Raw genomic sequence first — 23,419 nt, 5'->3', positions numbered from 1 at the left:
ATGCAAGTCAGCGACCTCTTCATCTATCCGCTCAAGAGCGCGCGCGGCATCGCCATTCCATCCGCTTCGATCGACGCTTTCGGCCTGATCGGCGATCGTCGCGCCATGCTGGTCGAACCATCAGGCCATTTCATCACGCAGCGCGAAGTGCAGGATCTTGCCCGCATCGACATCCAGCCCGGCCCCTCCTATCTGCGCCTCAAAATGGACGGCAAGGCCGACATCATCGTGCCGCCGCCGCAGCCTGACGACCGCATGGACGTCGTCGTCTGGAAATCGACGGTCAGCGCCTCCGTTGCCGATGAAGAAACCAACAAGGCCCTATCCGCCTGGCTCGGCCGCGAGGTCAAAATGGCCTTCTTCGACAGGCTTGCGAAGCGCATCGCCAATCCGGAATGGGCCGGCAGCGAAACGCCGGTCACCTTTGTAGACGGATACCAGATTCTGATCACAACGACCGGATCGCTGAAGGCGCTCAACGCCAATCTCGCCAGCCACAGCGAGGGTGCGGTCGGCATGGAACGCTTTCGGCCCAACATCGTCATCGACTGCGATGAGGAATGGCCTGAGGACCGCTGGGCCACGATCGAAATCGGTGGTATTCACCTCGATCTCGTCAAGCCATGCTCCCGCTGCATCATGACGACGCAAGACCAGAAGACCGGCTCGCGCGACGTACCGAACCCGATGCCCGCCATGGGTCGCGCCCGCATGTCCGCCGATCGCCGAGTCCCCGGTCCGCTCTTCGGGTGGAATGCCGTGCCGCGGAGCGAAGGCTCGGTGAAGATCGGCGATGCGGTGACCGTGATCGAGAAACGGCCGGAGGGTTGGGCACTCAAGCGGCGATAGTCGTTTCGCCGCTTGTTTAGTGCTTGCGGGCCTGAGGCAGCAGGCGCATGCTGATTGCTCATTTTGAACCCGTCAGTTGCGGCTGAAGCAGCCGTGGCGCACCGGGCTCTAGCGAGGTGCGTGCGATGGAGTGCGCGGGCTGCGGTTTCGATATTCAGAGCGGCTTTGCTTTCTGTCCGCGATGCGGCGCAAAGCAACCTATCTCCTGCTCTGCTTGCGGCTTTCCCTGCCAGCCTGATTTTGCCTTCTGCCCCAAATGCGGCGCCGCGATTTCCGACAAAGCCCAACCCGTTGCCAAGCCGATCATCGAGGCGGCACCGACAAAATCCGAGGATAATGCCGACCGGCGGCCGGTCACGGTGCTTTTTGCGGATCTCTGCGGCTTCACGACCCTCAGCGAGCAGATCGACCCCGAGGTCATGCGGGTACTGCAGAACGAATTGTTCGAAGAGATGACGCAGGCGGTCGAGGCCTATGGCGGCTTCGTCGACAAGTTTGTCGGCGATGCGCTGCTGGCGCTGTTCGGCGCGCCGGTTGCTCATGAGGACGATCCGGTTAGGGCGCTCAATGCCGCACTCAACATGATCGATCGGGCGACGCAGGTGGGCGAGCGCTGGCAGACGCGCGCCGGCGTGCCGCTGCGCCTGCATATCGGCATCAACAGCGGCCCTGTCGTCACCGGCGGCTTCGGCGCCGTCAGCACCAAGTCCTATTCCGTCACCGGCGACACGGTGAATACCGCCCAGCGCCTGCAATCCATGGCGGGCGAAAACGATATCCTCGTCGGGCCGCTCACCTATCGGCTTACCCGCCATGCCTTCGCCTTCGATAGCCTCGGCGCGCAAACCCTGCGCGGCAAAAGCGGCAATGTGCTTGTCCATCGGCTGACGGGACCGCTGGAAGCGCCGCATACGGCGCGCGGGCTCGAAAGTTTCGGCCTTCAGGCACCGATGATCGGAAGAGATACGGAGCTGTCGCGGCTGCTGACCTGCCTCGACCTCGCCTGCGGCGGTGCGGCACAGCTTGTCCGCCTCATCGGCGAAGCGGGTATCGGCAAGTCTCGCCTGGTCAACGAATTCATCGGCATCGCCGGCAACGCAGCCCGCTACCAGGGCCTCGCCATCCGCAAGGCGACTTGCTCTCCTCTCGGCGAACAATCCTATGGCACGCTTGCCGCGGTCGTGCGCAGTGCCTATGGCATCGGCGAGCGGGACGATCTCGACAGGACGCGGCAATTGCTGACGACGGGATTCCGGGCACTCGGTCTCATGCAGGAGGATGTCGACGCACTTTTGCCGCTCTTTCTGCATGTCCTCGGCCTCGGTGACCCCAATGGGGCGTTGCGTCACATCGAGCCGGAGCAATTGCGGCGGCAGATCTTCTATGCAGTCCGGACCGTCTTCGAGCGGCGGCTGGCGCAAGGTCCCCTGCTGCTTGTCATCGAGGATCTGCATTGGGCCGATGCCGCCTCGCTGGAAGTGCTTCGCTTCATGATGGATCGGCTGGAACGAAGCCGGCTCATACTGCTTGCCATCTATAGGCCGACATCGCAGATCGACCCGCTGGACTCCAATCGCGTCAGTGTCACCGTGCAACGTCTGGGCCCGCTCAATTCAGCCGACGGGCAGAAGCTGCTCGTAGCCTTCTTCGGCGAAAGTCATGCCAAGCTGCCAGTCGCCATGCGCAAGCGCATCCTCGATCGCGCCGGCGGCAATCCGCTCTTCATCGAAGAGATCCTTCGGGGATTGATCGACATGGGCAGACTGCACAATGACGGTCAGCGCTGGCAGGTTTCAGCGGAAGACACGGATGTCGATATCCCGGTCAATCTTCAGGCCCTTTTGCTCGCCCGCGTCGATCGTCTGCCGCAGGAGATCAGACGGTTGGTGCAGGAGGCGGCGGTGGTCGGCCCGAAGTTCGACACCGCTTTGCTCCGCACCGTCGCCACCGACCCGGCGGCCATCGATGCGGGGTTGGATTATCTCTGCGATGCCAATATTATCGAGGAATTGCGCGGACCCGAGGCCGGTGCTTCTCCCACCTATCGCTTCAGCCAGTCGCTGCTGCACGACGTCATCTACCATAATCTCCTGCTGCAGCGGCGCACGGAACTTCATCGCCGCATCGGCGGAGTTCTGGAACGCCAATATGGCGCAGCGCCCGACCGGCCCGAGCGTCTGGCGCAGCTCGGCCATCACTTCAGCCTAACCACCGAGAAGGCGAAGGGGGCCGGCTATCTGATGGCAGCCGGCGATCTCGCGCGCAAGACCTACGCCAATGACGACGCGATGCGCCTTTACCGCCAGGCGCTTGCCACCTTCGCAAACGAACCGGAGGTGGCGCCGGAGCAATTGGCGCTCCTGGAGCGTCTTGCCGATCTTTGCGGCCCTGCGGGTCGCCGCGACGCCGCCTTGACCCATTATCAGCAAGCGCTGGCGATCCATCGCAGCGGAGACGATCGGATCGCGGCAGCGCGGATATTGTGCAAAATCGGCCGACTCTATCTCGAGGCGGGACGCCGCGATCAGGCAGAGGCGCATTGCGCCGAGGCGGAAGCCATGATCGCGACGATCGATGCGCCGGTCGAACACGCGCATCTCCTCCAGGAGCGCGGCCATCTGGCCTTCCGCATGGGCGATCAGGCCGCTGCCGCCGAATGGGCAACTCAAGCCCTGCAACGCCTGCAAACGCTCCCCATCGACGGCACGACCGAGGCCGGACGAGAGGCGGCGCGCGCGATGGCAGAGGCGCTGAACACCAAGGGCGCAGCACTTGCGCGCCTCGGCCGCCGTCGCGATGCCGTGCAGGAAGTGGAGCGCAGCTTGTCCGTAGCCGAAAAGGCCGATCTGCAAAGTGCCGCCTGTCGCGCCTATTCCAATCTCGGCGTGCTCTACACCATTGTCGATCCGGCCAACGCCATCAATATCTGCCGGCGCGGGCTTGAGGTCGCAACCCGCATCGGCGATCTCGGCTTCCAGGCGCGCCTTCTCGCCAACCTCGCCGTTTCCTGCTGCACCTTTACCGACCGCTGCGCTGTCGAGGGCGTGCCGGCAGCGGAGAAAGCGGTGGAAATCGACCGGGCGCTCGATCAGCGCGACCACCTCTCCGTCCCCTTGATTGTCCTCGGGCAGATCCATCAGTGCCACGGACAGCCGAAGCTAGCTCGTAAGTATTACGAGGAAGCCCTTGAGGTTGCGAAGGAAATCGACGAACCGCAACTGCTATTTCCATGCTATGATGGCTTGGCGACACTGAGCCTTGAGCATGACGACATGGACGAGGCGGAACGGTATTTCACGCTGGCGCAGGATGTGTGCACCCGTCACAACCTTGATCCCGGCACACTCGTCGTATTGCCGTTTCTCGACTGACTGTCCTCGTCGCGACGATCCGTTGGAGCTTCGTTAGGGGAATCGATTCAAGCACTTAAAGGGAGGAACGAAAGATGCAGGAGAACCACGCCGAAAGACCATTGCAGCCTGGAGATCGCGCACCGAATGTCGTGCTGGATGCGATCACCCGCCAGGGCAAGATCGCCATCGACGATTTTCGCGGCCAGAGGCCGGTGTTCGTCGGATTGTTCCGCGGACTGCATTGTCCCTTCTGCCGCCGGCAGATCGCCGCCATGGCCGAACTCACCGATGCATTGCAGGAAAAAGGCATCGGCAGCCTGACCGTTGTCAACACGCCGATCGAGCGCGCCCGGCTCTACTTCCGATATCATCCGCTTCCCAATCTGCTGGCCGCCTCCGACCCGGAGCGAGTATCGCACAGGGCCTTCGGCCTGCCGAATATTCAGTTCACCGAAGCCGAGAATGACTGGCCGCACAAGGTCAGCATGGATGCGGTGATGTCGATGCGCATCGACATGCCGGGCGAGCTACCCGAGCCCATGAACCCGATCGCGGCGATGGAATTCCTCGACAAGGCGGACGGCTATGAATTCACCGAGGATGACAAGCGGATGATCGCCACCGGAGAAGGCCAGCTTGTCGGTGAATTCCTGCTCGATCGGGATGGCGTCATCCGCTGGTCTTTCACGGAAGTCGAAGAGGCCGGCCGTCATATGTTCGGTGTTCCCGCTCCTCGGGAGGTGATGTCGGCAGCATCGAATATGGCTGTTTGAAGCGAGCGATCTTTCAGCTCCAAATCACGTCTTAAGCATGATCCTGTCCGCTGCCCACTTTCGGGATCATGCTCTATCTTTTGGCAGCAATGGTCGGCCGCTCCCGCGGCGCTTCCGGGGAGGCCGCATTCAGAGCTTTCAACGCTGCCTGGATGAAACCGTCGCGCGCCGCGGCGATCTCTATGCCGCGCGGTTCGTAGACGTGGCGATGCAGGAAAAAGCCGGTCAGGCGGAAAGCAGCAGCGAGGCTTTCGCCATCCGCCGCTTCAACGGCACCCGCGGCAAGAAAGGGCGGCAACGAAAGCATCTTATCAGCCCAGGGCAAGCCGGCGGCACGGCAGACAGCGCGCCCGGTCTTTGGCGAAACGAAGGCGAGATCGTCACGCGCGCCTGTCGCCGCGCACTCGGTCAGATCGAGGCCGAAACCGAGATCATTGAGTACCGCCAGCTCGAATCGGACGAAAAGTTCGCCGGCATCCATGGGGTTCTGCAGGTTTTCGAGAATGACATTCAGCGCATCATAGAGATGCGGGTGCGGATCGCGCTCAGGCAGCAGGCGCAGCAGTGCGCCCATGGCCTGCACGCCATAGACGGCGGTCGCCGTCTCCATCAGCCTCGCCGCGCGCAACCGCACCGGCTCCATGCGGAACTCGCCGAGATGCTCGTGCAGCCGCGCCCGCCACGTCACTTCGACCAGATTGCCCGCCTGCAGCACCGGCTGCATGGCACGCGACCGGCCGGAGCGCACCAATCCCATGTGCCGGCCACGATCACGTGTCATCACCTCGGCAATGACGCTGGTCTCGCCGAGGCGTTTGACGCCCAAGATGATCGCCTGATCCTGCCACTGCATCGGCCGGTTCGTCCCACAGAATGTCGTGATTCGAGTTTAGGACAAACGGCAGACGCTGTCACATGTCAGACGATGCGTCTGATGAAGGGCTGCCTGCCGATGTCAGCCTGTCCACGAATGCCCACATGGCAGCCTCGTCGAAAGGCTTGTTGAGCAACGGTACATGTCGCAGGTCCGGCGGGAAATCGAGCGTATCGGGATAGCCGCTGACAAAGCCAAAGGCGATGCCGCGCTCTGTCAACAACCGGGCAAAGCCGAAACTCATCGACTCCCCAAGATTGACGTCCAGCATCGCAAAATCATAACGCTCCGTATGAATGGCGTTAACTGCCTGCTCCAGGTTCGAGGCGATTTCCACCTCCTGGACCCCGATGAGACGAAGGATTTCTTCCGCCTCCATGGCAATGATCAGATTGTCTTCCAAAATAAGAACGCGCTGAACCGTCATATCAGCGCCATCCCCGCGTGCATGCGCCAAGCGGCGCCGAGCCCCGTAAACATTCCCACATCTATCCCTCCGGCGCCGATCATCGACCCGTGTTGAATGGATGGCATTGCCCCATCCGTGTTGGCTAGATCTCATGTGACATGACCTTGCCTTAACCCGCTTCGCACTTTTTGTTCCGCGGGACTACGGGCTCGTCATCATGCTCCAATCGCATTTGCCGCCGCGGTTAGTAAAAGGTGAAACTGGTCGAAAAGTGACGAAAATGTAGTCTATGCTGATACACCAGCCTTGAACATTTAAAAAAGACACGCGGCAGCCATATCAATGCCGCTATGTCAGATGAACGGCCGCATCCCTGGGTCCAACCCTTCCCATTCGGCGAGAGCGGCAAGCCCCTGACCATTCAATACGTCGCAACCGCGTTCGTGCCAGCGGATCAATCCGCGTTCCGACAGTTTTTTCAAAGTCTTGTTCGTATGAACGATGGAAAGGCCGAGCGTGTCGGCGATGTGCTGCTGCGTGATCGGGATGCCCTTGCTGCCGTCAAAGAGATGTAGGGCACTTGCCCGTTGATGCAGGTGGGCAAGCAGATAAGCGGCTCTTTCCAGCGCGGACCGGCGACCGATGCTTAAGAGATGTTCGTCCAGAATGCGTTCTTCCCGCGCGGCGATCCAAGTGAGATCGAAAGCGAGCGACGGATGCTTGTTATAGAGCGTCATCAGTTCCGCACGCTCGAAAACACAAAGCAAGACCGAGGACAAAGCCTCGGTCGAATGCTGCATTTCGCCCATGATCGAGCCTTGTAGGCCAATGAGATCGCCGGGCATCACATAGTTGAGTATCTGCCGGCGCCCGTCTTCAAGCGTCTTATAGCGAAAGCCCCAGCCGGAAAGAATCGTGAAGAGGTGAGCGCTGTGGGCACCCTCCAGGAAGATCGTCGCACCGGGGTCGACGACAAGTTCACCCTTCTTGAAATCCGCGACGAAACCCAGCTCCTCGCGACTAAATTCGCGAAAATGCGGTAAGCGCCGCAGCGGGCAGAGTTTGCACGGCGTTTTCTCTTTGTGCATCGTCGTGGTCTTGACCATCCACGTACCTTTGATCACACCGACTGATGCGATCTGTCCGAGGTAAGACGCTCAACGGGAAACTGTTCCGTCAGCGCGGAAATTCAAGTCCCATCTCGCGGAAGCGTTCCGGATCGTCACCCCAATTCTCCCGCACCTTGACGAAGAGGAACAAATGCACCGGCTGTTCGAGAATTTCGGACAGCTCCTTGCGTGAGGCCGTCGAGATCGCCTTGATCGTCTCCCCCGATTTGCCGAGGGCGATCTTCTTCTGGCTTTCGCGCTCGACATAGATCACTTGTTCGATCCGCACCGAGCCATCCTTGCGCTCTTCCCATTTTTCCGTCTCGACATGCGAGGAATAGGGAAGCTCCTGATGCAGGCGCAGGAACAGCTTTTCGCGGGTTATTTCGGCGGCGAGCTGGCGCATCGGCAGGTCAGAGATCTGGTCTTCGGGATAATACCACGGACCTTCCGGCAGGGTTTTTGCCAGATAGTCCATGACATCGTCGCAGCCCGAACCGTTTTCGGCCGAAATCATGAAGGTTTGCTCGAAGGCGATCTTCTCGTTGGCGGCGGCGGCAAGCGCCAGCAGGTCCTCGTGGCGAACGCGGTCGATCTTGTTCAAAACCAGGATTTTCGGTTGGGAAACTTCCTTCAGCCCCTCGAGAATGGCTTCGGCATCGCCGCGCAAACCACGCTCGCTGTCGATCAGGAGCATGATGAGATCCGCATCCTTGGCGCCGCCCCAGGCTGATGTCACCATGGCCCGATCAAGGCGCCGGCGCGGCTTGAAGATGCCGGGCGTATCCATGAAGACGATCTGCGCATTGTCGTGGATGGCGATGCCGCGCACGATGGCGCGCGTCGTCTGCACCTTATGGCTGACGATCGACACTTTGGCGCCGACGAGCCGGTTGACGAGCGTCGACTTGCCCGCATTGGTTGGGCCGATGAGGGCCACGAAACCCGAATGCGTCGGGCTAGTATTTTCAGCCGCACCTTCGCCGGCCAGATCTTCCTGATTGGTCATTTCTTCCGTCATTTTTAGGCAGTCATTTTCACTTCTGAATAGACTGGAGCTGCCATACACCTTCGCGCTCCAAAATCCGTGTCGCGGCCACCTGTTCGGCGGCGCGCTTGGAGCGATCTATACCGGTCTCGGGCGCGGTTCCCGCCACTTCCACCGTTACCGTGAAGCGGGGATCATGATCCGGTCCGCTGCGGTCATCAACCCTGTAAACGGGTGTGACGCCGAATTTCGCATGCGCCCATTCCTGCAATTCCGTCTTGGCATCGCGTCTGGCACCATCCGGACGAACGGCGCGGGACTCCCAATAGCGCAGAATGAATTTGCGCGCCACTTCGAGGCCGCCATCGAGATAGAGCGCCGCAATGAGGCTTTCCACGACATCGGCGCGCACGTTCAACATGCGCTTACCGGTCAACTTCTTCACATCGGCGCCCGTGCGGATGAAGAGATGCAGTTGCATCTCATCGGCGACTTCGGCGCAGGTTTCGGCACTGACAAGCTGGTTGAGGCGCACCGAGAGCTCGCCCTCGGTCGCCGTGCTGAAGGTCTGAAACAGGAGTTCGGCGATGCACAGGCCGAGAACCCGGTCGCCGAGAAATTCCAGCCGCTCGTAATTGCCAGCCTTGTGGGTTCGGGCGCTGGCATGCGTCAGTGCCCAGTCGAGGCGCCCCTTCTCTGCGAATTCGTGGCCTATTACGGCTTCAAGCCTGACACGATCCGCCTGCGGGAGCGTCTGCGTCTTCGTCATTCGACAACCTTGAAGAGACGGTCCCAACGCATGTTGGTCGGCCATTTCCAGATTTCGCGGAACGAGGTGTCGTGGCCGAGCGAGAAGAAGATAACGCTGGCACGGCCGATCAGGTTCTCAGCCGGCACATAACCGACGTCGAAACGGCTGTCATCGGAATTGTCGCGGTTGTCGCCCATCATGAAATAGTTGCCCGGCGGCACGACATATTCCTGCGTGTTGTCGCCGCGCGACGTCTGCGACAGGTCCAGCGTATCATAGACCTTGCCGGTATCCGGCAGGCGCTCGCTGTAAACGGGGATATCGTCGCCCGGCTCCTGACTGTAATCCGAGGCGAAGGTTCCGTGCGGCTGACGCGGGACGGCCTGGCCGTTGATGTAGAGGATATCGTTCTTCATCTGAATGCGGTCACCCGGCAGGCCGATGACGCGCTTGATATAGTCGACATCCGGGTTCGGCGGGAAGCGGAAGACCACGACATCGCCGCGCTTCGGTTCACTGCCGAAGATGCGGCCGCTGAACAGATCGGGCGAGAAAGGCAGAGAATATTTCGAATAGCCGTAAGCGAACTTATTGACGAAGATATAGTCGCCAACAAGAAGCGTAGGCATCATCGAGCCGGACGGAATGGTGAAGGGTTGAAATAGTACCGTGCGGATGATCATGGCCAGGACCAGAGCCTGGACGATGACCTTGATGTTTTCCCACAGGACGTTCTGCTGTTTTTCGGCTTTCTCGGACACGCAGTCTTATTCCTTTTTCGCACCCCACCGGCGCACTTCACTTTCAGGCACTCTCTATCCGCTTCATACCACGGCGGCAATGGCGCAGGTATTAAAAGCGACACACTGTCGTCATTCAGCCCGCAATCGGCAGTGCTTCGATGATCACGAAAGCCTGAGCGAGAGGGAAATCATCGGTTATCGTCAAATGAATGGCGGCGCGATGATTTTCCGGAAGCATCGCGGCCAGCCTTTTGGCCGCACCGCCCGTCAATTGCATGGTCGGCTTGCCGCTCGGCAGGTTGACGACGCCCATGTCGCGCCAGAATACGCCTTGTGCCAGACCTGTGCCAAGCGCCTTCGAGCAAGCCTCCTTGGCGGCGAAGCGCTTGGCGTATGACGCTGCCTTATTCTTGCGTCCTTCGGATTTGGCGCGCTCGATGTCGGTGAAACAGCGTTCGGTGAACCGTTTGCCGAAACGTTCGATCGACTTTTCGACGCGGCGGATATCGATGAGGTCGCTGCCTATCCCGATGATCATGAGAAGGCCCTCCAACCGGCCGCCGCGACGTCGCGTCCCGTCAGACGCTCGACACGTTTTCGGCAAGCGCCAGGCGTTCGCGCGCCCGCTCAATCAGCCTGGCCTTGCGGCGGGTCTTGAAGCTCTTCACGCCATAATAAGTCAACGCATAGACCACGAGGCCGGTGACGATTGCCGGCGGGATGCCGCCGATCACCATCGGCTTCAGGATCGGATCCCAAAGCTGCAGGAGGTCGCCCTTATGCCATAGCGCCGGCAGATCGATGCCACCGCTCTGGCCGCCACTGTCGCGCGCCAGGATCAGATGACCGATTTCCCAAGTGAGGCCCCAGATGAAAGGATAGGTGATGGGATTGCCGGCTGCCAGGCAGCCAAGTGCGGCTGCAATCACGTTGCCGCCGATGACATAGGCGATGATGATCGCCATGACGAAGTGCACGCCGATGAAGGGGGTCCAGGAGACGACAATGCCGGCGGCAAAGCCCGCGGCCACCGAATGCGGCGAAGCGGCAAGACGCACCAGGCGTTTTCCAAAATATTGGAACGAACGAACGAAACCCTTGCGAGGCCAAAGATGCTCCCGCAGTTTTTCACTCAAGGTCAATGGTTTTCGGCGGCGAAATAACATGCGGCTTATCTAGTGCAGAGAGGGCCGTCATGACAAGGGCGGCGTAGCATATCATGCGTCGATTATCCGACTGCAGCGCCTATACTCTCCAGAGTTCCACTTGCTCAACGAACAGGAACAGACCGTCCTGGCTCTACTTGATGCAGACCATCCTGCCTGCTTCAGGCGGGATGCTCCAAGGGCGTGGCAACAGGCACGCCCCTTCCCACTTTGGAAGTATTGTCAGCACTTAACGCTGACGGAAGATGCCGCGATCGACCTGACGCTGACGATATTCAAGGTCAAAACGGTCGTGCGCACCATTCAGATAGGCCATTTCACGTTCTTGAGCACTCGGAACGCGCAAGGCGCGGGCGAATTTCTTGATCGGACCAAACATTTGTCTTATCTCATCTCTGTTTCGTTTCTTCGATGACCAGAAGATAGGCATGACAAAAGTTAATTACCACAGCTCATAAATAGAGGCAGCCATGCAAACGGCGCATGCCTCCGCCAGGATTCGGGCAAAGTTGATCATAAAATGATCACAAACTATGCAATTTGCCGCGATCGAAGCCGGAAAGGCTAATTATTCGTAAAGCCGCTTCACCGTGGCGATGCAATCGAGCTCCTTGAGCTGCACCAGGAGCTGGTTGAGTTGGCGCAGATCCCAGACTTCGACATCCAGTGCCATCTCGGTAAAGTCGGCGGCAACGCGCACCGTGTTGAGAAGGCGGATGTTGACGTCGATGTCGGCGACCGTCTGCGCGACCTTGGCGAGCGTGCCCGGCTCGTTCAACGCATTGATCAGAATGCGCGCGGTGAAGCGGGACTTGTTGGCCTCGTCCAGATCCCAGCGCACGTCGATCCAACGCTCGGGCTGGTCGTCGAAACGCTGCAGGACAGGCGACTGGATAGGATAGATGGTGATGCCCTTGCCCTTTTCCATGATGCCGACGATACGGTCACCTGGAACGGCGCCGGTCGGAGCGAAATGCACATCGACATCCGCCGCCAGGCCACGGATCGGCAAAGCGTCCACGCCTTCGACGCTGGCAGCGAGATCGGCCTTGGTCTTGCCGGGGATCTTGAAGATCATGCCCGAGGCGCTGCGGACATTGAACCAGCCTTCGTCGCCGGCAGGCTTGACCGTTACGCGCTCATCCTGATGGTCGGGGTAGACGGCCCGCAACACATCGAGCGACGACATCTCCCCTCGCCCGACAGCAGCAATCGCATCCTCGACATCCTTTTGGCCGAGACGGTGCAGCGCCGGCTTCAGCCCTTCACGCGAAAAGACCTTGCCAGCGCGCTCGAAGGTGCGCTCCAGAATGCGGTGGCCAAGGCCGGCATATTGCTTGCGGATGGCAAGCCGGGTTGCGCGGCGGATTGCGGCGCGCGCCTTGCCGGTCACGACGATCTCCTCCCAGGCGGCCGGCGGCACCTGCACGCCGGAGCGGATGATCTCGACTTCGTCGCCATTGGTCAGGCGTGTCACCAGCGGCATGATGCGGCCGTTGATCTTGGCGCCGACGGTGGTGTCGCCGATATTGGTGTGCACAGCATAGGCAAAATCGATCGGCGTGGCGCCGCGCGGCAGGGCGATCAACTTGCCCTTCGGCGTGAAGCAGAAGACCTGATCCTGGAAGAGTTCCAACTTGGTATGTTCGAGGAATTCTTCGGGACTGTCGCCTTCGGCCAGCGCCTCGATGGTGTGGCGCAGCCAGGAATAGGCGTTGCTTTCGCGCGACAGCAATTCACCATCGCCGTTATTATTGGCACCGTCCTTGTAGAGCGTATGGGCGGCAATGCCGAATTCGGCGATCTCATGCATGCGCTTGGTGCGGATCTGCAGCTCGATGCGCTGGCTAGACGGGCCCACGATAGTGGTGTGCAGCGAACGGTAATCGTTCTGCTTCGGCGTGGAGATATAATCCTTGAAGCGGCCAGGCACGACGCGCCAGCGCGTATGCACGATGCCGAGCGCGCGATAGCAGGAAGGAACGTCATCGACGAGCAGACGGAAGCCATAGACGTCGGAGAGTTGCTCGAAGGAAAGCGACTTCGACTGCATCTTGCGGAAGACCGAATAGGGCTTCTTCTGCCGGCCCTTGACCATGGCATTTGCGAGGCCGTTGGCGACCAGCAGGTCGCGCAGTTCCGTCTCGATCTTCTTCACCAGGCCTTCGTTGCGCCGCGACAGTTCTTCGAGGCGCTTGGTGACAGTGTCGTGCGCCTCCGGATTGATATGGCGGAAGGAAAGCTCCTCCAGCTCTTCACGCATGTCCTGCATGCCCATGCGGCCGGCAAGCGGCGCATAGATGTCCATCGTCTCTTCGGAAATGCGGGCGCGCTTCTCCGGCGACATATGGTCGAGCGTGCGCATATTGTGCAGCCGGTCGGCCAGTTTGACCAGGAGCACGCGGACGTCGTCGGAAATGGCAAGCAGCAGCTTACGAAGGTTCTCAGCCTGCTTCGCCTTCTTGGTGACGAGATCGAGCTTCTTGATCTTGGTCAGCCCTTCGACCAGGCGGCCGATATCCTCGCCAAACAATTCATCGATTTCAGCCCGCGTCGCGGTCGTGTCTTCGATCGTATCGTGGAGGAGCGCGACGGCGATCGTCGATTCATCCAGGCGCATGTCGGTCAGGATGGCGGCAACTTCGAGAGGATGGGAAATATAGGGGTCGCCGCTGGCACGCTTCTGCTGGCCATGCTTCTGCATCGCATAAACATAGGCCTTGTTGAGAAGCGCTTCATTGGCATCGGGCTTGTATTTCTGCACACGCTCGACAAGCTCGTATTGCCGCATCATTCCCAAGCTACTCCCGCAAAATAAAAGCGCGCCAGTCATACGACCGGCGCACGCATTACTTCATCATATCGCTCTTGGTTAGAGCATCAAGCGCGTCGATCAGTAATCGTCGCTTTTTTCTGGCGGAACAAGGCCTTCGATGCCGGCAAGAAGCTCTTCTTCCGACATCTGGTCGAAAGTAACGGCTTCCGGCTGATCTTCTTCCTCATCGCCCGAAGCGGAAGTGGCGCCGCCGGCTGCCAGGAGGCTTGCCGGATCGGGCTCGGGCTCATCGACTTCGACGTGCTTCTGCAGCGAGTGGATCAGATCTTCCTTCAGATCATCGGGAGACAGCGTCTCATCGGCGATTTCGCGCAGCGCGACGACTGGGTTCTTGTCGTTGTCGCGGTCGATAGTGATCGAGGAACCCTGCGAAATCAGGCGAGCACGATGGCTGGCAAGCAGTACGAGCTCGAACCGGTTTTCTACTTTATCAATGCAATCTTCTACTGTGACACGGGCCATTGCCTGTCCTTTGCGGTCGTGATGTCGTCATCATGTCTCGGAGTAGCACGCCCGATACAAGCAAACGATGGCAAATTCAAGTTTTTCCTGCTTCAGGGCTGCCAATCCCTCCACAATGCGCTAAAATTCATTAGACAAATCGCGTATTCAACCCATAGTTGCTTGGAATATCATAAAGCGTGCCCTAAATCTCGTTTATATGAATAATTCATAAAGTAATACGAATTATTCTTGGGCGTCATACAAGGCATTGTTTTGACTGCATTTTGAGTAAAGTAATTGCGTTTTGGTAACAATGGATATGTAAGCGATGTTCGACCCACGCGAAAAAATTGCACTTTTTATAGACGGCGCCAATCTTTACGCTGCATCTAAAAGTCTTGGTTTTGATATCGATTATCGCAAGCTGTTGAAGGCCTTCCAGAAGCGTGGATATCTGCTGCGGGCCTATTACTATACCGCACTTATCGAAGACCAGGAATATTCCTCGATCCGCCCGCTCATCGATTGGCTGGATTATAACGGCTACAAGGTCATCACCAAGCCGGCGAAGGAATTCACCGACTCCATGGGCCGCCGCAAGATCAAGGGGAACATGGATATCGAGCTGGCGATCGACGCCATGGAGCAATCGGAAACCGTCGATCATCTGGTCATCTTTTCCGGCGACGGCGATTTCACCACACTGGTGGAAGCTTTGCAGCGCCGCGGCCGCAAGGTGTCTGTCATTTCCACGATGGCCACCCAGCCACCGATGATCGCCGACGACCTGCGCCGTCAGGCCGATCACTTCATCGATCTCGTATCACTGAAGGCCGAAATCGGCCGAGATCCTTCCGAGCGTCCGCCGCGCCCGGTCGAGCCGGCGCCCGCAGTCGAGGTCGACGAGTAATCGAAGAAATAGGGAGCTTTATCTCGCCGGTGCGGACCGAGATAAGGCTTCGCATTCGCTTATTTCACCCATTATCCTTGAGCAGCCGGTTCCTCTGCCGGTTCCAGTCGCGTTCCTTCTCGGATTCGCGCTTGTCGTGGATCTTCTTGCCCTTGGCGAGAGCCAGCTCCAGCTTGGCGCGGCCGCTGTCGTTGAAATAGATCTTCAGCGGGATCAGCGTCATGCCTTCGCGATTGACGGCGGAGCGCAAACGGCCAATCTCGCGACCGGAGAGCAAAAGCTTGCGGCGGCGGCGAGGCTCATGATTGAAGCGGTTCGCCTGCAGATATTCCGGCAGATAGGAATTGATCAGCCAGATCTCGCCGTCTTCATCGGAGGCGTAGGATTCGGCGATATTGGCCTTGCCTTCGCGCAGCGATTTGACCTCCGTGCCTTTCAGCACAAGCCCTGCCTCATAGGTATCGATGATCTCGTAGTTGAAGCGCGCCTTGCGGTTTTCCGCGACGATCTTCTTCACCACGCGTTGGCTGCCTTTGGGTGCCATGGTTCTTCTTCTTTTCGTGCGTCAATTCCGGCAGCAGTCACCGGCGCGACAGGTTTCAAACCCTAAAGCGCGTCGCAATCTTTCAGATTCGCTCCTTGCGCTTTAGGTCTTTGATTTTGCGCATATCGTTATCGCAAAACCGCTGCGCACTTTTGCGCGACATGCTTTAGATAAGCGAGACCGCCCTCCTTGTGAAGAGAGCGGTCTCGACAGGACATTTTATGAGCGCGTCGGCTTTGCCGTCAGTTCAACAGACCGGCATGGCGCATGGCGGCGTCGATCGCCGCCTCCGTGCCGGGCTCCAGTGTCGAGAGCAGCGGCGAGCGCACGTTGCGGCTCATGCGGCCAAGGCGGGAAAGGCCGTATTTGGCGCCGCAGAGGCCCGGCTCCAGGAAGATAGCCTTATGCAGCGGCATCAGGCGATCCTGATAGTCCAGCGCCTTGGCATAGTCGCCGGCAAGCGTCGCCGCCTGGAATTCGGCGCAAAGACGCGGCGCGACATTGGCAGTCACCGAGATGCAGCCGACGCCGCCATGGGCGTTGAAGCCGAGCGCGGTCGCATCCTCGCCGGAAAGCTGGCGGAAGTCGCTACCGCAGGTGATGCGCTGCTCGGAGACCCGTTCGATCTTGCCTGTTGCATCCTTGACGCCGACGATATTGGTATGCGCCTTGGCGAGCGCGCCCATCGTCTCAGGCGTCATGTCGACGACCGAACGGCCGGGAATGTTATAGATATAGATCGGCAGCTTCACCGCTTCGGCTACGGCCGAAAAATGTGCGTAAAGCCCCTTCTGCGTCGGCTTGTTGTAGTAGGGGGTGACGACCAGAACTGCGTTGGCCCCGACCTTCTCGGCATGCTGGGCAAGCTCGATCGCCTCGCGGGTATTGTTGGAGCCGGCGCCGGCCATGACCGGGACACGCTTGCCGGCCACTTCGATGCAAATCTCGACGACACGCTTGTGCTCATCATGCGACAGGGTCGGCGATTCGCCCGTCGTACCGACGGGAACGAGCCCGCTGCTGCCCTCTTTGATCTGCCAATCGACATGGGAAGCGAAGGATGCTTCATCCACCTTGCCGGCGTCAGTGAAGGGCGTAACGAGTGCGGGAATGGACCCCTGGAACATGCAAGTCTCCTCGCGGCGCCGCTTTCATGCTTCAGCCGCAATCCATGGTTATGAATCCGCGCACCATAAAGCGCTCACTTGACGGCGACAAGCGCGCTTTCGATGGTAAAGGGCAGTTTCCGATATCATAATTGATTGAAATTCGGGCCAACGCTAAGGTTTCGTTAATATAAACTTCGGCAAATGGAGGGGGCCTGTTTTTTGTTGTGAGTAGCCGAATGAAAAGACCCGTCATGATCTTGACCGCTATGGGCATGGCGGTCGCGTGGAGCACTTTTGCCTCACAGCTTCCCGGCGAACAGACAACAATCCCTGACACGACTGACGTAGCGATGACCGTGCCCGATCCGTTGAATACCGGATCTATTCCGCGCGGCTCCGCGATAGCCCCCGTCAGCGGCGACCTGAAAGCCGGTCTCGATGCCCTCACCGGCAAGAACCCGATGCAGGCGCTCGCCATCCGCAACAGCATGGGCCAGGGTACGCTCGACCGCCACATTCTGACCTGGGCAATCGCTACCTCCGGCCAGCCCGGCGTTCCCTCCGGCGAAATCGCCGCAGCAGCGCGTGAGCTCGCCGGTTGGCCGGGTCTCGCCAGCCTGCGCGGCAATTCCGAACGCGCGATTTACGCTGAAAATCCCCCCGCCGATCAAGTGCTTGCCGCCTTTGGCAATACGCAGCCGGAAACGCCGGAAGGCGCAGTCATCCTGTCGCGCGCGCTAGTTTCGCGCGGCGCGACCGCGCAAGCTGCCAAGCTCATCCGCAAGGTCTGGCGCAACGAGGGGCTCGACAAGTCCTTCGAAGACAAGATCCTTGCCGAATTCTCCAGCCTTCTGTCGCCGGCCGATCACAAGGCGCGGATGGACTATCTGCTTTATCGCGGCCGCACCGCACAGGCCAAGCGTTTCGGCGACCTCGGCCGGGCGCAATCGCTCTACAAGGCCTGGGCAGCCGTCAACAATCATTCCGCCAATGCCGGAACTTTGCTTGCCAATATCGATTCGCAATGGCGCAAGGACCCCGCCTATCTTTTCATGCGGATCGAGAATCTGCGCCGCCAGGACAAATTTGACGATGCCGCCAATCTTCTGATGCAAATGCCGCGCGACCGCAGCGTACTCGTCAATGCCAGCCAATGGTGGGACGAGCAGCGCATCGTCAGCCGCGGCCTGGTGGATCAGGGCGAATTCAAAACCGCGTATCGCATCGTCGACGCCAGCGTCGCAGAGAGTGCGCAGGATGTCGGCGAGGCGGAATTCCATGCCGGCTGGTATGCACTACGCGGACTGCAGGACGGAGCGACGGCCGAAACGCATTTTCGTAAAATCCTGCAGGTATCGAACGGTCCGATCTCGCTGTCTCGCGCCTGGTATTGGCTCGGCCGCTCCGCTGAAGCCGGCGGCCCCGGCAAGGCGGCGGATTTCTATACCAAGGCAGCGTCCTACCCGAGCACGTTCTACGGCCAGCTCGCAGCCGAAAAATTAGGCCGCCGGACGCTGAACGTCACCTACCCCTCGCCGACGACCGATGACCGGGAGCGTTTCCAATCCCGAGAAGCGGTACAGGCCATCGCGCATCTCGAAGCGGCAGGACACGGCTGGCGGGCCGACGCCCTTTATCGGGCGCTGGCAAGACAATTGCAGAGCCCCGGCGAGATCGCCATGCTGGCGGCACGGGCCGAGCGCTCCGGCAATCACCAGCTTTCCTTGCAGGTCGGCAAGATCGCTTATGGCCGCGGCGTCGATGTTGCAGCCCTTGCCTTCCCGATCGGCGTCATTCCGGACAGTGCCAATATTTCCGGTTCCGGCAAGGCGCTCGCCTATGCCATCGCCCGGCAAGAGAGCGCCTTCAACCCGGCAGCAATCTCGTCTGCCAACGCGCGCGGTCTGCTGCAGCTTCTGCCGAAGACGGCCAAGGCCGTCGCCGGCCGTCATGGCATGGCCTATTCGGCGGACAAGCTGACGCAGGATGCCGGCTACAACGCGACGCTTGGAGCCCATTACCTCGGCGAGCAGATCGATGCCTTCGGCGGCTCCTACATTCTGACCTTCATTGCCTACAATGCCGGCCCGAACAAGGTTCCGGAGTGGATCAACCGCTATGGCGATCCGCGTGGCAAATCGATCGACGATGTCGTCGACTGGATCGAGCGCATCCCCTTCCCCGAAACGCGCAACTACGTCCAGCGCGTCATGGAGAACTATCAGGTCTACAAGGCTCGGCTTGGGCAGAAGACCGATATCGAACACGATCTGATCTACGGACGCGGCTAAGCTCTGCACCGACGCAACGCGATTGTTCAGAACGACAAAATCGCGTTACATCCCTCGTGAAACGCCACCCATGAGGGCTATCCATGCGCAATGACGATGAGAGCGGCTTTGTCAGCAGAACAATCCCGGCGCCGGACGGGCTGAGGCTCCACGCACGCGATTACGGTGGCGAATCGTCGAGCTCAAGCCTGTCGCCGATCGTCTGCTTGCCGGGTCTGACCCGCAATTCCCGGGATTTTCACGATTTGGCGCTGCTTCTGTCGCGAGATCCGGTGAAACCGCGCAGAGTGATTACGCTCGATGCCCGGGGACGAGGTTTGTCGGCCTGGGACGATGACAAGAGCCACTACAATCTCGCCGTCGAGGCCCAGGATGTGCTCGCGACCTGCGCCACGCTGAATATATCGAAGGCCGTTTTCATCGGCACGTCGCGCGGCGGCCTCGTCCTGCATCTGCTGGCCGCAAGCCATCCCGATATCCTGAAGGCTGTCATTCTCAACGACATCGGTCCCGTTCTGGAAAAAGAAGGGCTCGGCAACATCCGAGACTATCTGAATCGTGACAGGAGGCCGGCCGATTGGAACGAGGCTGTCGAGATTCTGAGGGAAAATCATGGCGACGCTTTCACGGCGCTGACGGCAGACGATTGGCGCGACATGGCGCAGGCGATCTATACGTACAGAGATGGAAAAATCATTGCGGATTTCGATCCCGCTATTGCCGCACAGATGAAGTCACTCGACCTTGAAGCGCCGCTGCCGGATCTCTGGCCGCAATTCGAATCGTTTCAGAAAATTCCCTTGATGGTGATTCGCGGGGAGAATTCGAAACTGCTGACGACGGCCAGTATCGAAGAGATGGCAAGGCGGCATCCCGGCATGAGGGTGAAGATTGCCGTCGGCCAGGGACATGCTCCGATTCTGCACCTCGGAGATATTCCGGCCGCGATTCGGCATTTCCTTGCCACGATTTGAATTCCAGAGCGCTACGTTCAATTTGAACGCAGAAAGGTCGCTGCAGTTTTAGAATTCAGAGAGCTGAAACGCAAAAAAGGAAAGGCCCGATTGGGAAAACCGGGCCAATCCCTTCTGATCGGAGGTCAGATCAGTGAGCGGACTTCTTTATTAGAAGTTACGCTGGAAGCGCAGGATGCCGGCCCAGGTGTCCTTGTTGACCGCATCGTAGTTGACGTAGGTGACTTCCGGCTCGATCAGCAGGTTCTTCACCGGGTTCCACTTGATGTTGGTCGTGGCTGCGAAAGTCTTCAGGTCGTCGTAAGAAACCTGAACGTTCCACTTCAGCTTGTCGTTGATCGGAACGCCAATGCCGCCCCAAACTGCCCAGTCGCCCCAGCCGAGACCAGCACCGCCAGCACCGGCATACTTATTGAGCTTGTCGCCATCCGTGTTCCAGCCGCCCATAACGAAGGCAGACAGAACGCCGAAGTCAGCATCGACACGAGCCTTGATGGCGCCTTCTTCGACGATGGAATCATAACCGCCGACTACGCGGAACTGCCATGCGCCGGCCTTGTAACCAGCACCGGCAACGACGTCAGGTGCATAGTGATCGGAGCTGTTTTCGCCGTTCGCACCGGTTGCGCCGGTGCCGGAGTTGCTGTCTTCCAACGAGATCACTGCCGTGAAGCCGTTGCCCGCATCATATTTATAGGTAATCTGGTTCAGTTCATCGGTGCCGTTGATACCGTACTCGATCACGTCGTCGTTGATAACGTCGCCGGCATAGCCGAGGAAGCTCGAGTAAACCGAATCGTTCTTGCCGACCAGGAAACCGCCGAGGCTGATATTCGCCCAGAGGAGCTTCGTCGCCGTCGAGCCGCCTTCCTGCCAGTCCCAACGGAGAACCGTATCCGTCTTCAGCGGACCATATTCGGTGTCGGTGGCGGTATCTACGGAGAGTTCGGCACGAGTATGCCAATAGGTGCCGCGGGCGCCTGCGTCCTGGCCAGCCTTGTAAGCGTTGTACCAACCACCTTCCGTACGAACGCGGCCGCCGATCTTGAGGCAGGTTTCGGTGCCCGGAATGAAGAAGTAGCCAGCGCCATAAGCGTCGCAGATGCGAACGTATTCAAGCGGCTCCGGCTCGGCAGCAACGACGGCATCGGCTGCATGAGCACCGGAAACTGCTGCCAGCGCAGCAGCGGAGCCGAGAAGAAGGCTCTTGATGTTCATAATAACTCCAGTTCTAAATATCGATTAGGCATGAGAATTCGCGCCGAAAAACGACGTGCCTTACCCCACCCCTGTGTTCAAAGTTGACCCCTGATCTGGGAGAACCAAGACGATAAGCCTTGCTTCCGGGTTGCGAACCTACAGATCAAATTTTTCAGAGCAATATCAAAGACAAACTATAATCATATGTGACAATGGTTTCGAATTTTGCGTTGCACAAAAATCACGTCGCAAAACTGTCACATAGTTGCTGCGCTCTAAAGTAGAACTCTACTTGGTGTTACTTTCGAAGGCGCTCAAATTTAAAGCATCTATACTTAATTAGAATGTTATAAATTTTGGAAATAAAGGTCGATGTCTTTCCGGTATTGGAGGCCCTCAGATCGTGTGTCCCGAAATGCAAAAAGCCCGGCTCGAAAGCCGGGCTTTTCGTCACGAATGTGACAATCAGATCATGACCGAGGTCAAATCAGATTAGAAAGTGCGCTCGAAGCGGAGGATACCAGCCCACTGATCTTCGTTGATCGAATCCCAGTTGGTGTAAGATACTTCCGGCTCGATGAGCAGGTTCTTGACCGGGTTGAACTTGAGGTTCGTCGTAGCGGCAAAGATCTTCGAGTCGGTGTAGGCGAGCTGCAGGTTCCACTTCAGCTTTTCGTTGATCGGAACGCCAACGCCGCCCCAAACTGCCCAGTCGCCCCAGCCGATGCCAGCAGCGTCGCCGCCACCGTTCGAGCCAGCATACTTGTTCAGCTTGTCGCCGTCCGTGTTCCAGCCGCCCATCAAGAAGGCCGAGAAGGCGCCGAAGTCAGCGTCGACACGAGCCTTGATGGCGCCTTCTTCGACGATGGAGTCATAACCACCGACGACCTTGAAGGACCATGCGCCAGCCTTGTAGCCAGCACCGGCAACGACGTCCGGAGCGTAGTGATCCGAGCTGTCTTCGCCGTTAGAGCCGGTTGCGCCAACGCCGGAGTTGCTGTCTTCCAACGAGATCACAGCCGTGAAGCCGTTGCCGGCATCATAGTTGTAGGTGATCTGGTTGAGTTCGTACGGGCCATCATAGACCACGTCGTCGTTGATGACGTCGCCGGCGTAACCAGTGAACTGGTTGAACCAGGAGTCCTGCTTACCAACGCTGAAGCCGCCGAGGCTGATGTACGACCACAGAAGGTTCGTGCTCGTGGAGCCGCCTTCCTGCCAATCCCAACGAAGGATGGTGTTCGTCTTCAGCGGACCGTATTCGGTGTCGGTCGCGGTTTCGACGTTCAGCTCAGCGCGGGTATGCCAGAGCGTGCCACGAACATTGTTCGGGTTGTAAGCGTCGTACCATTCACCTTCCGTACGAACCTTGCCGCCGATCTTGAGGCAGGTTTCGGTGCCCGGAATGAAGAAGTAGCCTGCGCCGTATGCGTCGCAGATGCGAACGTATTCGAGCGGCTCCGGCTCAGCGGCAACAACAGCGTCAGCCGCGCGAGCACCGGAAACTGCTACAAGCGCAGCAGCGGAGCCGAGAAGAAGGCTCTTGATGTTCATTATTGACCTCCAGTCAAAGTTTCAATCGAGAATGAGAACTACCCGAAGGCATTCCCTGCCCCATCCTCGTGTTTCAAGAAGTGGACGATCAATCGCCCTCGCTTCCGAGATTGAAAATACAAGACGCGAACTGTCACGCAATCTACATCTTGCCGGAAAGAGGGATTTGCATGAGCCTTCCGTTATTCCTGTTGCCGAAAGGACACAAGTCCACGATGCAGGCCGCGGATTTGTTTATAGTTTGTTAAGAAAGCCCTTAAGGCACCAGCACTTACAGGCCGCTTTTAAATGAAAAGGTAGGGAGCGGGCAGGCCATCACAGTGGCCGTTCCAGGGCAAATCCATGGCTGCCGCGACGTGTTGTTCGCCATTTTCGACATCCGCCGGGACAGCCATCAACCGTGCCGAACGAGCAAATCCACCTTCGCCGCTTCAGCACGGAATCGCGAGACGGTGATTCTGCTGCGGCCGATTCGATCAAGAATCGGCATTAACAGTTATCCGCCAACAAGATTGCAGCGGAATGACAAAAGAGAATCGGTT

At 59.0% G+C, this 23,419-nt stretch carries 21 protein-coding genes; 6 read left to right on the top strand and 15 right to left on the bottom strand.

The features are described 5' to 3' along the window. The 3 genes from QA646_RS03675 to QA646_RS03665 all read left to right on the top strand — a co-directional run bounded on the left by QA646_RS03675 (window position 1) and on the right by QA646_RS03665 (window position 4,975). Window positions 1–849, top strand: coding sequence for an MOSC domain-containing protein (locus QA646_RS03675; protein WP_283057674.1), 849 nt, complete (start codon window positions 1–3; stop codon window positions 847–849). A gap of 125 nt (window positions 850–974) precedes the next feature. Further along, window positions 975–4,220, top strand: coding sequence for an adenylate/guanylate cyclase domain-containing protein (locus QA646_RS03670; protein WP_283057673.1), 3,246 nt, complete (start codon window positions 975–977; stop codon window positions 4,218–4,220). 74 nt (window positions 4,221–4,294) lie between these two features. After that, window positions 4,295–4,975 carry a peroxiredoxin-like family protein gene (locus tag QA646_RS03665; protein ID WP_283057672.1) on the top strand — a complete coding sequence of 227 codons (681 nt, stop codon included), beginning with the start codon at window positions 4,295–4,297 and terminating at the stop codon, window positions 4,973–4,975. Between the two features lie 73 nt (window positions 4,976–5,048). Here the strand turns inward: QA646_RS03665 and recO are convergent, their stop codons facing one another. The 11 genes from recO to rpoZ all read right to left on the bottom strand — a co-directional run bounded on the left by recO (window position 5,049) and on the right by rpoZ (window position 14,313). Next, complete coding sequence (gene recO / locus QA646_RS03660; protein ID WP_283057671.1) at window positions 5,049–5,828, bottom strand: DNA repair protein RecO; 780 nt, start codon at window positions 5,826–5,828, stop codon at window positions 5,049–5,051. A gap of 58 nt (window positions 5,829–5,886) precedes the next feature. Next, window positions 5,887–6,276, bottom strand: a complete 390-nt coding sequence (locus QA646_RS03655; protein ID WP_349254256.1) for a response regulator — start codon at window positions 6,274–6,276, stop codon at window positions 5,887–5,889. Window positions 6,277–6,611: 335 nt separating this feature from the next. Beyond that, window positions 6,612–7,364, bottom strand: a complete 753-nt coding sequence (locus tag QA646_RS03650) for a Crp/Fnr family transcriptional regulator (protein WP_283057668.1) — start codon at window positions 7,362–7,364, stop codon at window positions 6,612–6,614. Between the two features lie 70 nt (window positions 7,365–7,434). Further along, window positions 7,435–8,376 carry a GTPase Era gene (gene era, locus QA646_RS03645; RefSeq protein ID WP_283057667.1) on the bottom strand — a complete coding sequence of 314 codons (942 nt, stop codon included), beginning with the start codon at window positions 8,374–8,376 and terminating at the stop codon, window positions 7,435–7,437. 28 nt (window positions 8,377–8,404) lie between these two features. Further along, a complete protein-coding gene (gene rnc / locus QA646_RS03640; RefSeq protein ID WP_283057666.1) occupies window positions 8,405–9,124 on the bottom strand; it encodes a ribonuclease III in 720 nt (239 codons plus the stop codon). Continuing rightward, the gene (gene lepB, locus QA646_RS03635; RefSeq protein WP_107107573.1) at window positions 9,121–9,867 is read right to left on the bottom strand and encodes a signal peptidase I; all 747 of its coding nucleotides are present in this window, start codon (window positions 9,865–9,867) and stop codon (window positions 9,121–9,123) included. Before lepB ends, rnc begins: the two co-directional genes overlap by 4 nt. 115 nt (window positions 9,868–9,982) lie before the next feature. Further along, window positions 9,983–10,387 carry a holo-ACP synthase gene (gene acpS, locus QA646_RS03630; RefSeq protein ID WP_283057663.1) on the bottom strand — a complete coding sequence of 135 codons (405 nt, stop codon included), beginning with the start codon at window positions 10,385–10,387 and terminating at the stop codon, window positions 9,983–9,985. A 40-nt stretch (window positions 10,388–10,427) separates the two neighbouring features. Further along, on the bottom strand, window positions 10,428–11,015 hold the full coding sequence (locus QA646_RS03625; RefSeq protein ID WP_283057662.1) for a DUF2062 domain-containing protein: 588 nt from the start codon (window positions 11,013–11,015) through the stop codon (window positions 10,428–10,430). Window positions 11,016–11,244: 229 nt separating this feature from the next. Then, the gene (locus QA646_RS03620; protein ID WP_283057661.1) at window positions 11,245–11,394 is read right to left on the bottom strand and encodes a DUF3563 family protein; all 150 of its coding nucleotides are present in this window, start codon (window positions 11,392–11,394) and stop codon (window positions 11,245–11,247) included. Between the two features lie 189 nt (window positions 11,395–11,583). Continuing rightward, window positions 11,584–13,809, bottom strand: coding sequence for a bifunctional (p)ppGpp synthetase/guanosine-3',5'-bis(diphosphate) 3'-pyrophosphohydrolase (locus QA646_RS03615; RefSeq protein ID WP_283057660.1), 2,226 nt, complete (start codon window positions 13,807–13,809; stop codon window positions 11,584–11,586). Between the two features lie 99 nt (window positions 13,810–13,908). Continuing rightward, the gene (gene rpoZ, locus QA646_RS03610) at window positions 13,909–14,313 is read right to left on the bottom strand and encodes a DNA-directed RNA polymerase subunit omega (protein WP_283057658.1); all 405 of its coding nucleotides are present in this window, start codon (window positions 14,311–14,313) and stop codon (window positions 13,909–13,911) included. A gap of 310 nt (window positions 14,314–14,623) precedes the next feature. Here rpoZ and QA646_RS03605 point away from each other — a divergent pair, with 310 nt between their 5' ends. Next, window positions 14,624–15,205 carry an NYN domain-containing protein gene (locus tag QA646_RS03605; RefSeq protein WP_283057657.1) on the top strand — a complete coding sequence of 194 codons (582 nt, stop codon included), beginning with the start codon at window positions 14,624–14,626 and terminating at the stop codon, window positions 15,203–15,205. 64 nt (window positions 15,206–15,269) lie between these two features. Here QA646_RS03605 and smpB read toward each other — a convergent pair whose 3' ends face one another. Both smpB and dapA read right to left on the bottom strand, forming a co-directional pair. Next, window positions 15,270–15,749 (bottom strand): SsrA-binding protein SmpB, encoded by a 480-nt coding sequence (gene smpB, locus QA646_RS03600; protein ID WP_283057656.1) that lies wholly within the window; start codon window positions 15,747–15,749, stop codon window positions 15,270–15,272. A gap of 242 nt (window positions 15,750–15,991) precedes the next feature. Further along, the gene (gene dapA / locus QA646_RS03595) at window positions 15,992–16,876 is read right to left on the bottom strand and encodes a 4-hydroxy-tetrahydrodipicolinate synthase (protein ID WP_283057655.1); all 885 of its coding nucleotides are present in this window, start codon (window positions 16,874–16,876) and stop codon (window positions 15,992–15,994) included. A 218-nt stretch (window positions 16,877–17,094) separates the two neighbouring features. Here dapA and QA646_RS03590 point away from each other — a divergent pair, with 218 nt between their 5' ends. Both QA646_RS03590 and QA646_RS03585 read left to right on the top strand, forming a co-directional pair. Beyond that, window positions 17,095–19,149, top strand: a complete 2,055-nt coding sequence (locus QA646_RS03590; RefSeq protein ID WP_283057654.1) for a lytic transglycosylase domain-containing protein — start codon at window positions 17,095–17,097, stop codon at window positions 19,147–19,149. A gap of 83 nt (window positions 19,150–19,232) precedes the next feature. Beyond that, window positions 19,233–20,123, top strand: coding sequence for an alpha/beta hydrolase (locus QA646_RS03585; protein ID WP_283057653.1), 891 nt, complete (start codon window positions 19,233–19,235; stop codon window positions 20,121–20,123). 150 nt (window positions 20,124–20,273) lie between these two features. On the opposite strand, the gene QA646_RS03580 is transcribed toward QA646_RS03585, so the two are convergent. Continuing rightward, on the bottom strand, window positions 20,274–21,341 hold the full coding sequence (locus tag QA646_RS03580) for a porin (protein ID WP_283057652.1): 1,068 nt from the start codon (window positions 21,339–21,341) through the stop codon (window positions 20,274–20,276). Between the two features lie 474 nt (window positions 21,342–21,815). Beyond that, complete coding sequence (locus tag QA646_RS03575; RefSeq protein ID WP_283057651.1) at window positions 21,816–22,877, bottom strand: porin; 1,062 nt, start codon at window positions 22,875–22,877, stop codon at window positions 21,816–21,818. Window positions 22,878–23,419: the final 542 nt, after the last annotated feature.

Origin of the sequence: Rhizobium sp. CB3090 (assembly GCF_029714285.1) — a bacterium.
Taxonomy (GTDB): domain Bacteria; phylum Pseudomonadota; class Alphaproteobacteria; order Rhizobiales; family Rhizobiaceae; genus Rhizobium.
This window is presented reverse-complemented; position numbering and strand designations above follow the sequence as displayed.

What these genes read in the sequence shown, in the direction of transcription:
- QA646_RS03675 (WP_283057674.1), top strand. Translation starts at nt 1, where the DNA reads ATGCAAGTCAGCGACCTCTTCATCTATCCGCTCAAGAGCGCGCGCGGC.
- dapA (WP_283057655.1), bottom strand. Translation starts at nt 16,876, where the DNA reads ATGTTCCAGGGGTCCATTCCCGCACTCGTTACGCCCTTCACTGACGCC.
- QA646_RS03655 (WP_349254256.1), bottom strand. Translation starts at nt 6,276, where the DNA reads ATGACGGTTCAGCGCGTTCTTATTTTGGAAGACAATCTGATCATTGCC.
- QA646_RS03620 (WP_283057661.1), bottom strand. Translation starts at nt 11,394, where the DNA reads ATGTTTGGTCCGATCAAGAAATTCGCCCGCGCCTTGCGCGTTCCGAGT.
- QA646_RS03615 (WP_283057660.1), bottom strand. Translation starts at nt 13,809, where the DNA reads ATGATGCGGCAATACGAGCTTGTCGAGCGTGTGCAGAAATACAAGCCC.
- smpB (WP_283057656.1), bottom strand. Translation starts at nt 15,749, where the DNA reads ATGGCACCCAAAGGCAGCCAACGCGTGGTGAAGAAGATCGTCGCGGAA.
- QA646_RS03585 (WP_283057653.1), top strand. Translation starts at nt 19,233, where the DNA reads ATGCGCAATGACGATGAGAGCGGCTTTGTCAGCAGAACAATCCCGGCG.
- QA646_RS03665 (WP_283057672.1), top strand. Translation starts at nt 4,295, where the DNA reads ATGCAGGAGAACCACGCCGAAAGACCATTGCAGCCTGGAGATCGCGCA.
- QA646_RS03605 (WP_283057657.1), top strand. Translation starts at nt 14,624, where the DNA reads ATGTTCGACCCACGCGAAAAAATTGCACTTTTTATAGACGGCGCCAAT.
- QA646_RS03625 (WP_283057662.1), bottom strand. Translation starts at nt 11,015, where the DNA reads ATGTTATTTCGCCGCCGAAAACCATTGACCTTGAGTGAAAAACTGCGG.
- QA646_RS03590 (WP_283057654.1), top strand. Translation starts at nt 17,095, where the DNA reads ATGAAAAGACCCGTCATGATCTTGACCGCTATGGGCATGGCGGTCGCG.
- QA646_RS03650 (WP_283057668.1), bottom strand. Translation starts at nt 7,364, where the DNA reads ATGGTCAAGACCACGACGATGCACAAAGAGAAAACGCCGTGCAAACTC.
- acpS (WP_283057663.1), bottom strand. Translation starts at nt 10,387, where the DNA reads ATGATCATCGGGATAGGCAGCGACCTCATCGATATCCGCCGCGTCGAA.
- rnc (WP_283057666.1), bottom strand. Translation starts at nt 9,124, where the DNA reads ATGACGAAGACGCAGACGCTCCCGCAGGCGGATCGTGTCAGGCTTGAA.
- QA646_RS03575 (WP_283057651.1), bottom strand. Translation starts at nt 22,877, where the DNA reads ATGAACATCAAGAGCCTTCTTCTCGGCTCCGCTGCTGCGCTTGTAGCA.
- QA646_RS03580 (WP_283057652.1), bottom strand. Translation starts at nt 21,341, where the DNA reads ATGAACATCAAGAGCCTTCTTCTCGGCTCCGCTGCTGCGCTGGCAGCA.
- recO (WP_283057671.1), bottom strand. Translation starts at nt 5,828, where the DNA reads ATGCAGTGGCAGGATCAGGCGATCATCTTGGGCGTCAAACGCCTCGGC.
- QA646_RS03670 (WP_283057673.1), top strand. Translation starts at nt 975, where the DNA reads ATGGAGTGCGCGGGCTGCGGTTTCGATATTCAGAGCGGCTTTGCTTTC.
- rpoZ (WP_283057658.1), bottom strand. Translation starts at nt 14,313, where the DNA reads ATGGCCCGTGTCACAGTAGAAGATTGCATTGATAAAGTAGAAAACCGG.
- era (WP_283057667.1), bottom strand. Translation starts at nt 8,376, where the DNA reads ATGACCAATCAGGAAGATCTGGCCGGCGAAGGTGCGGCTGAAAATACT.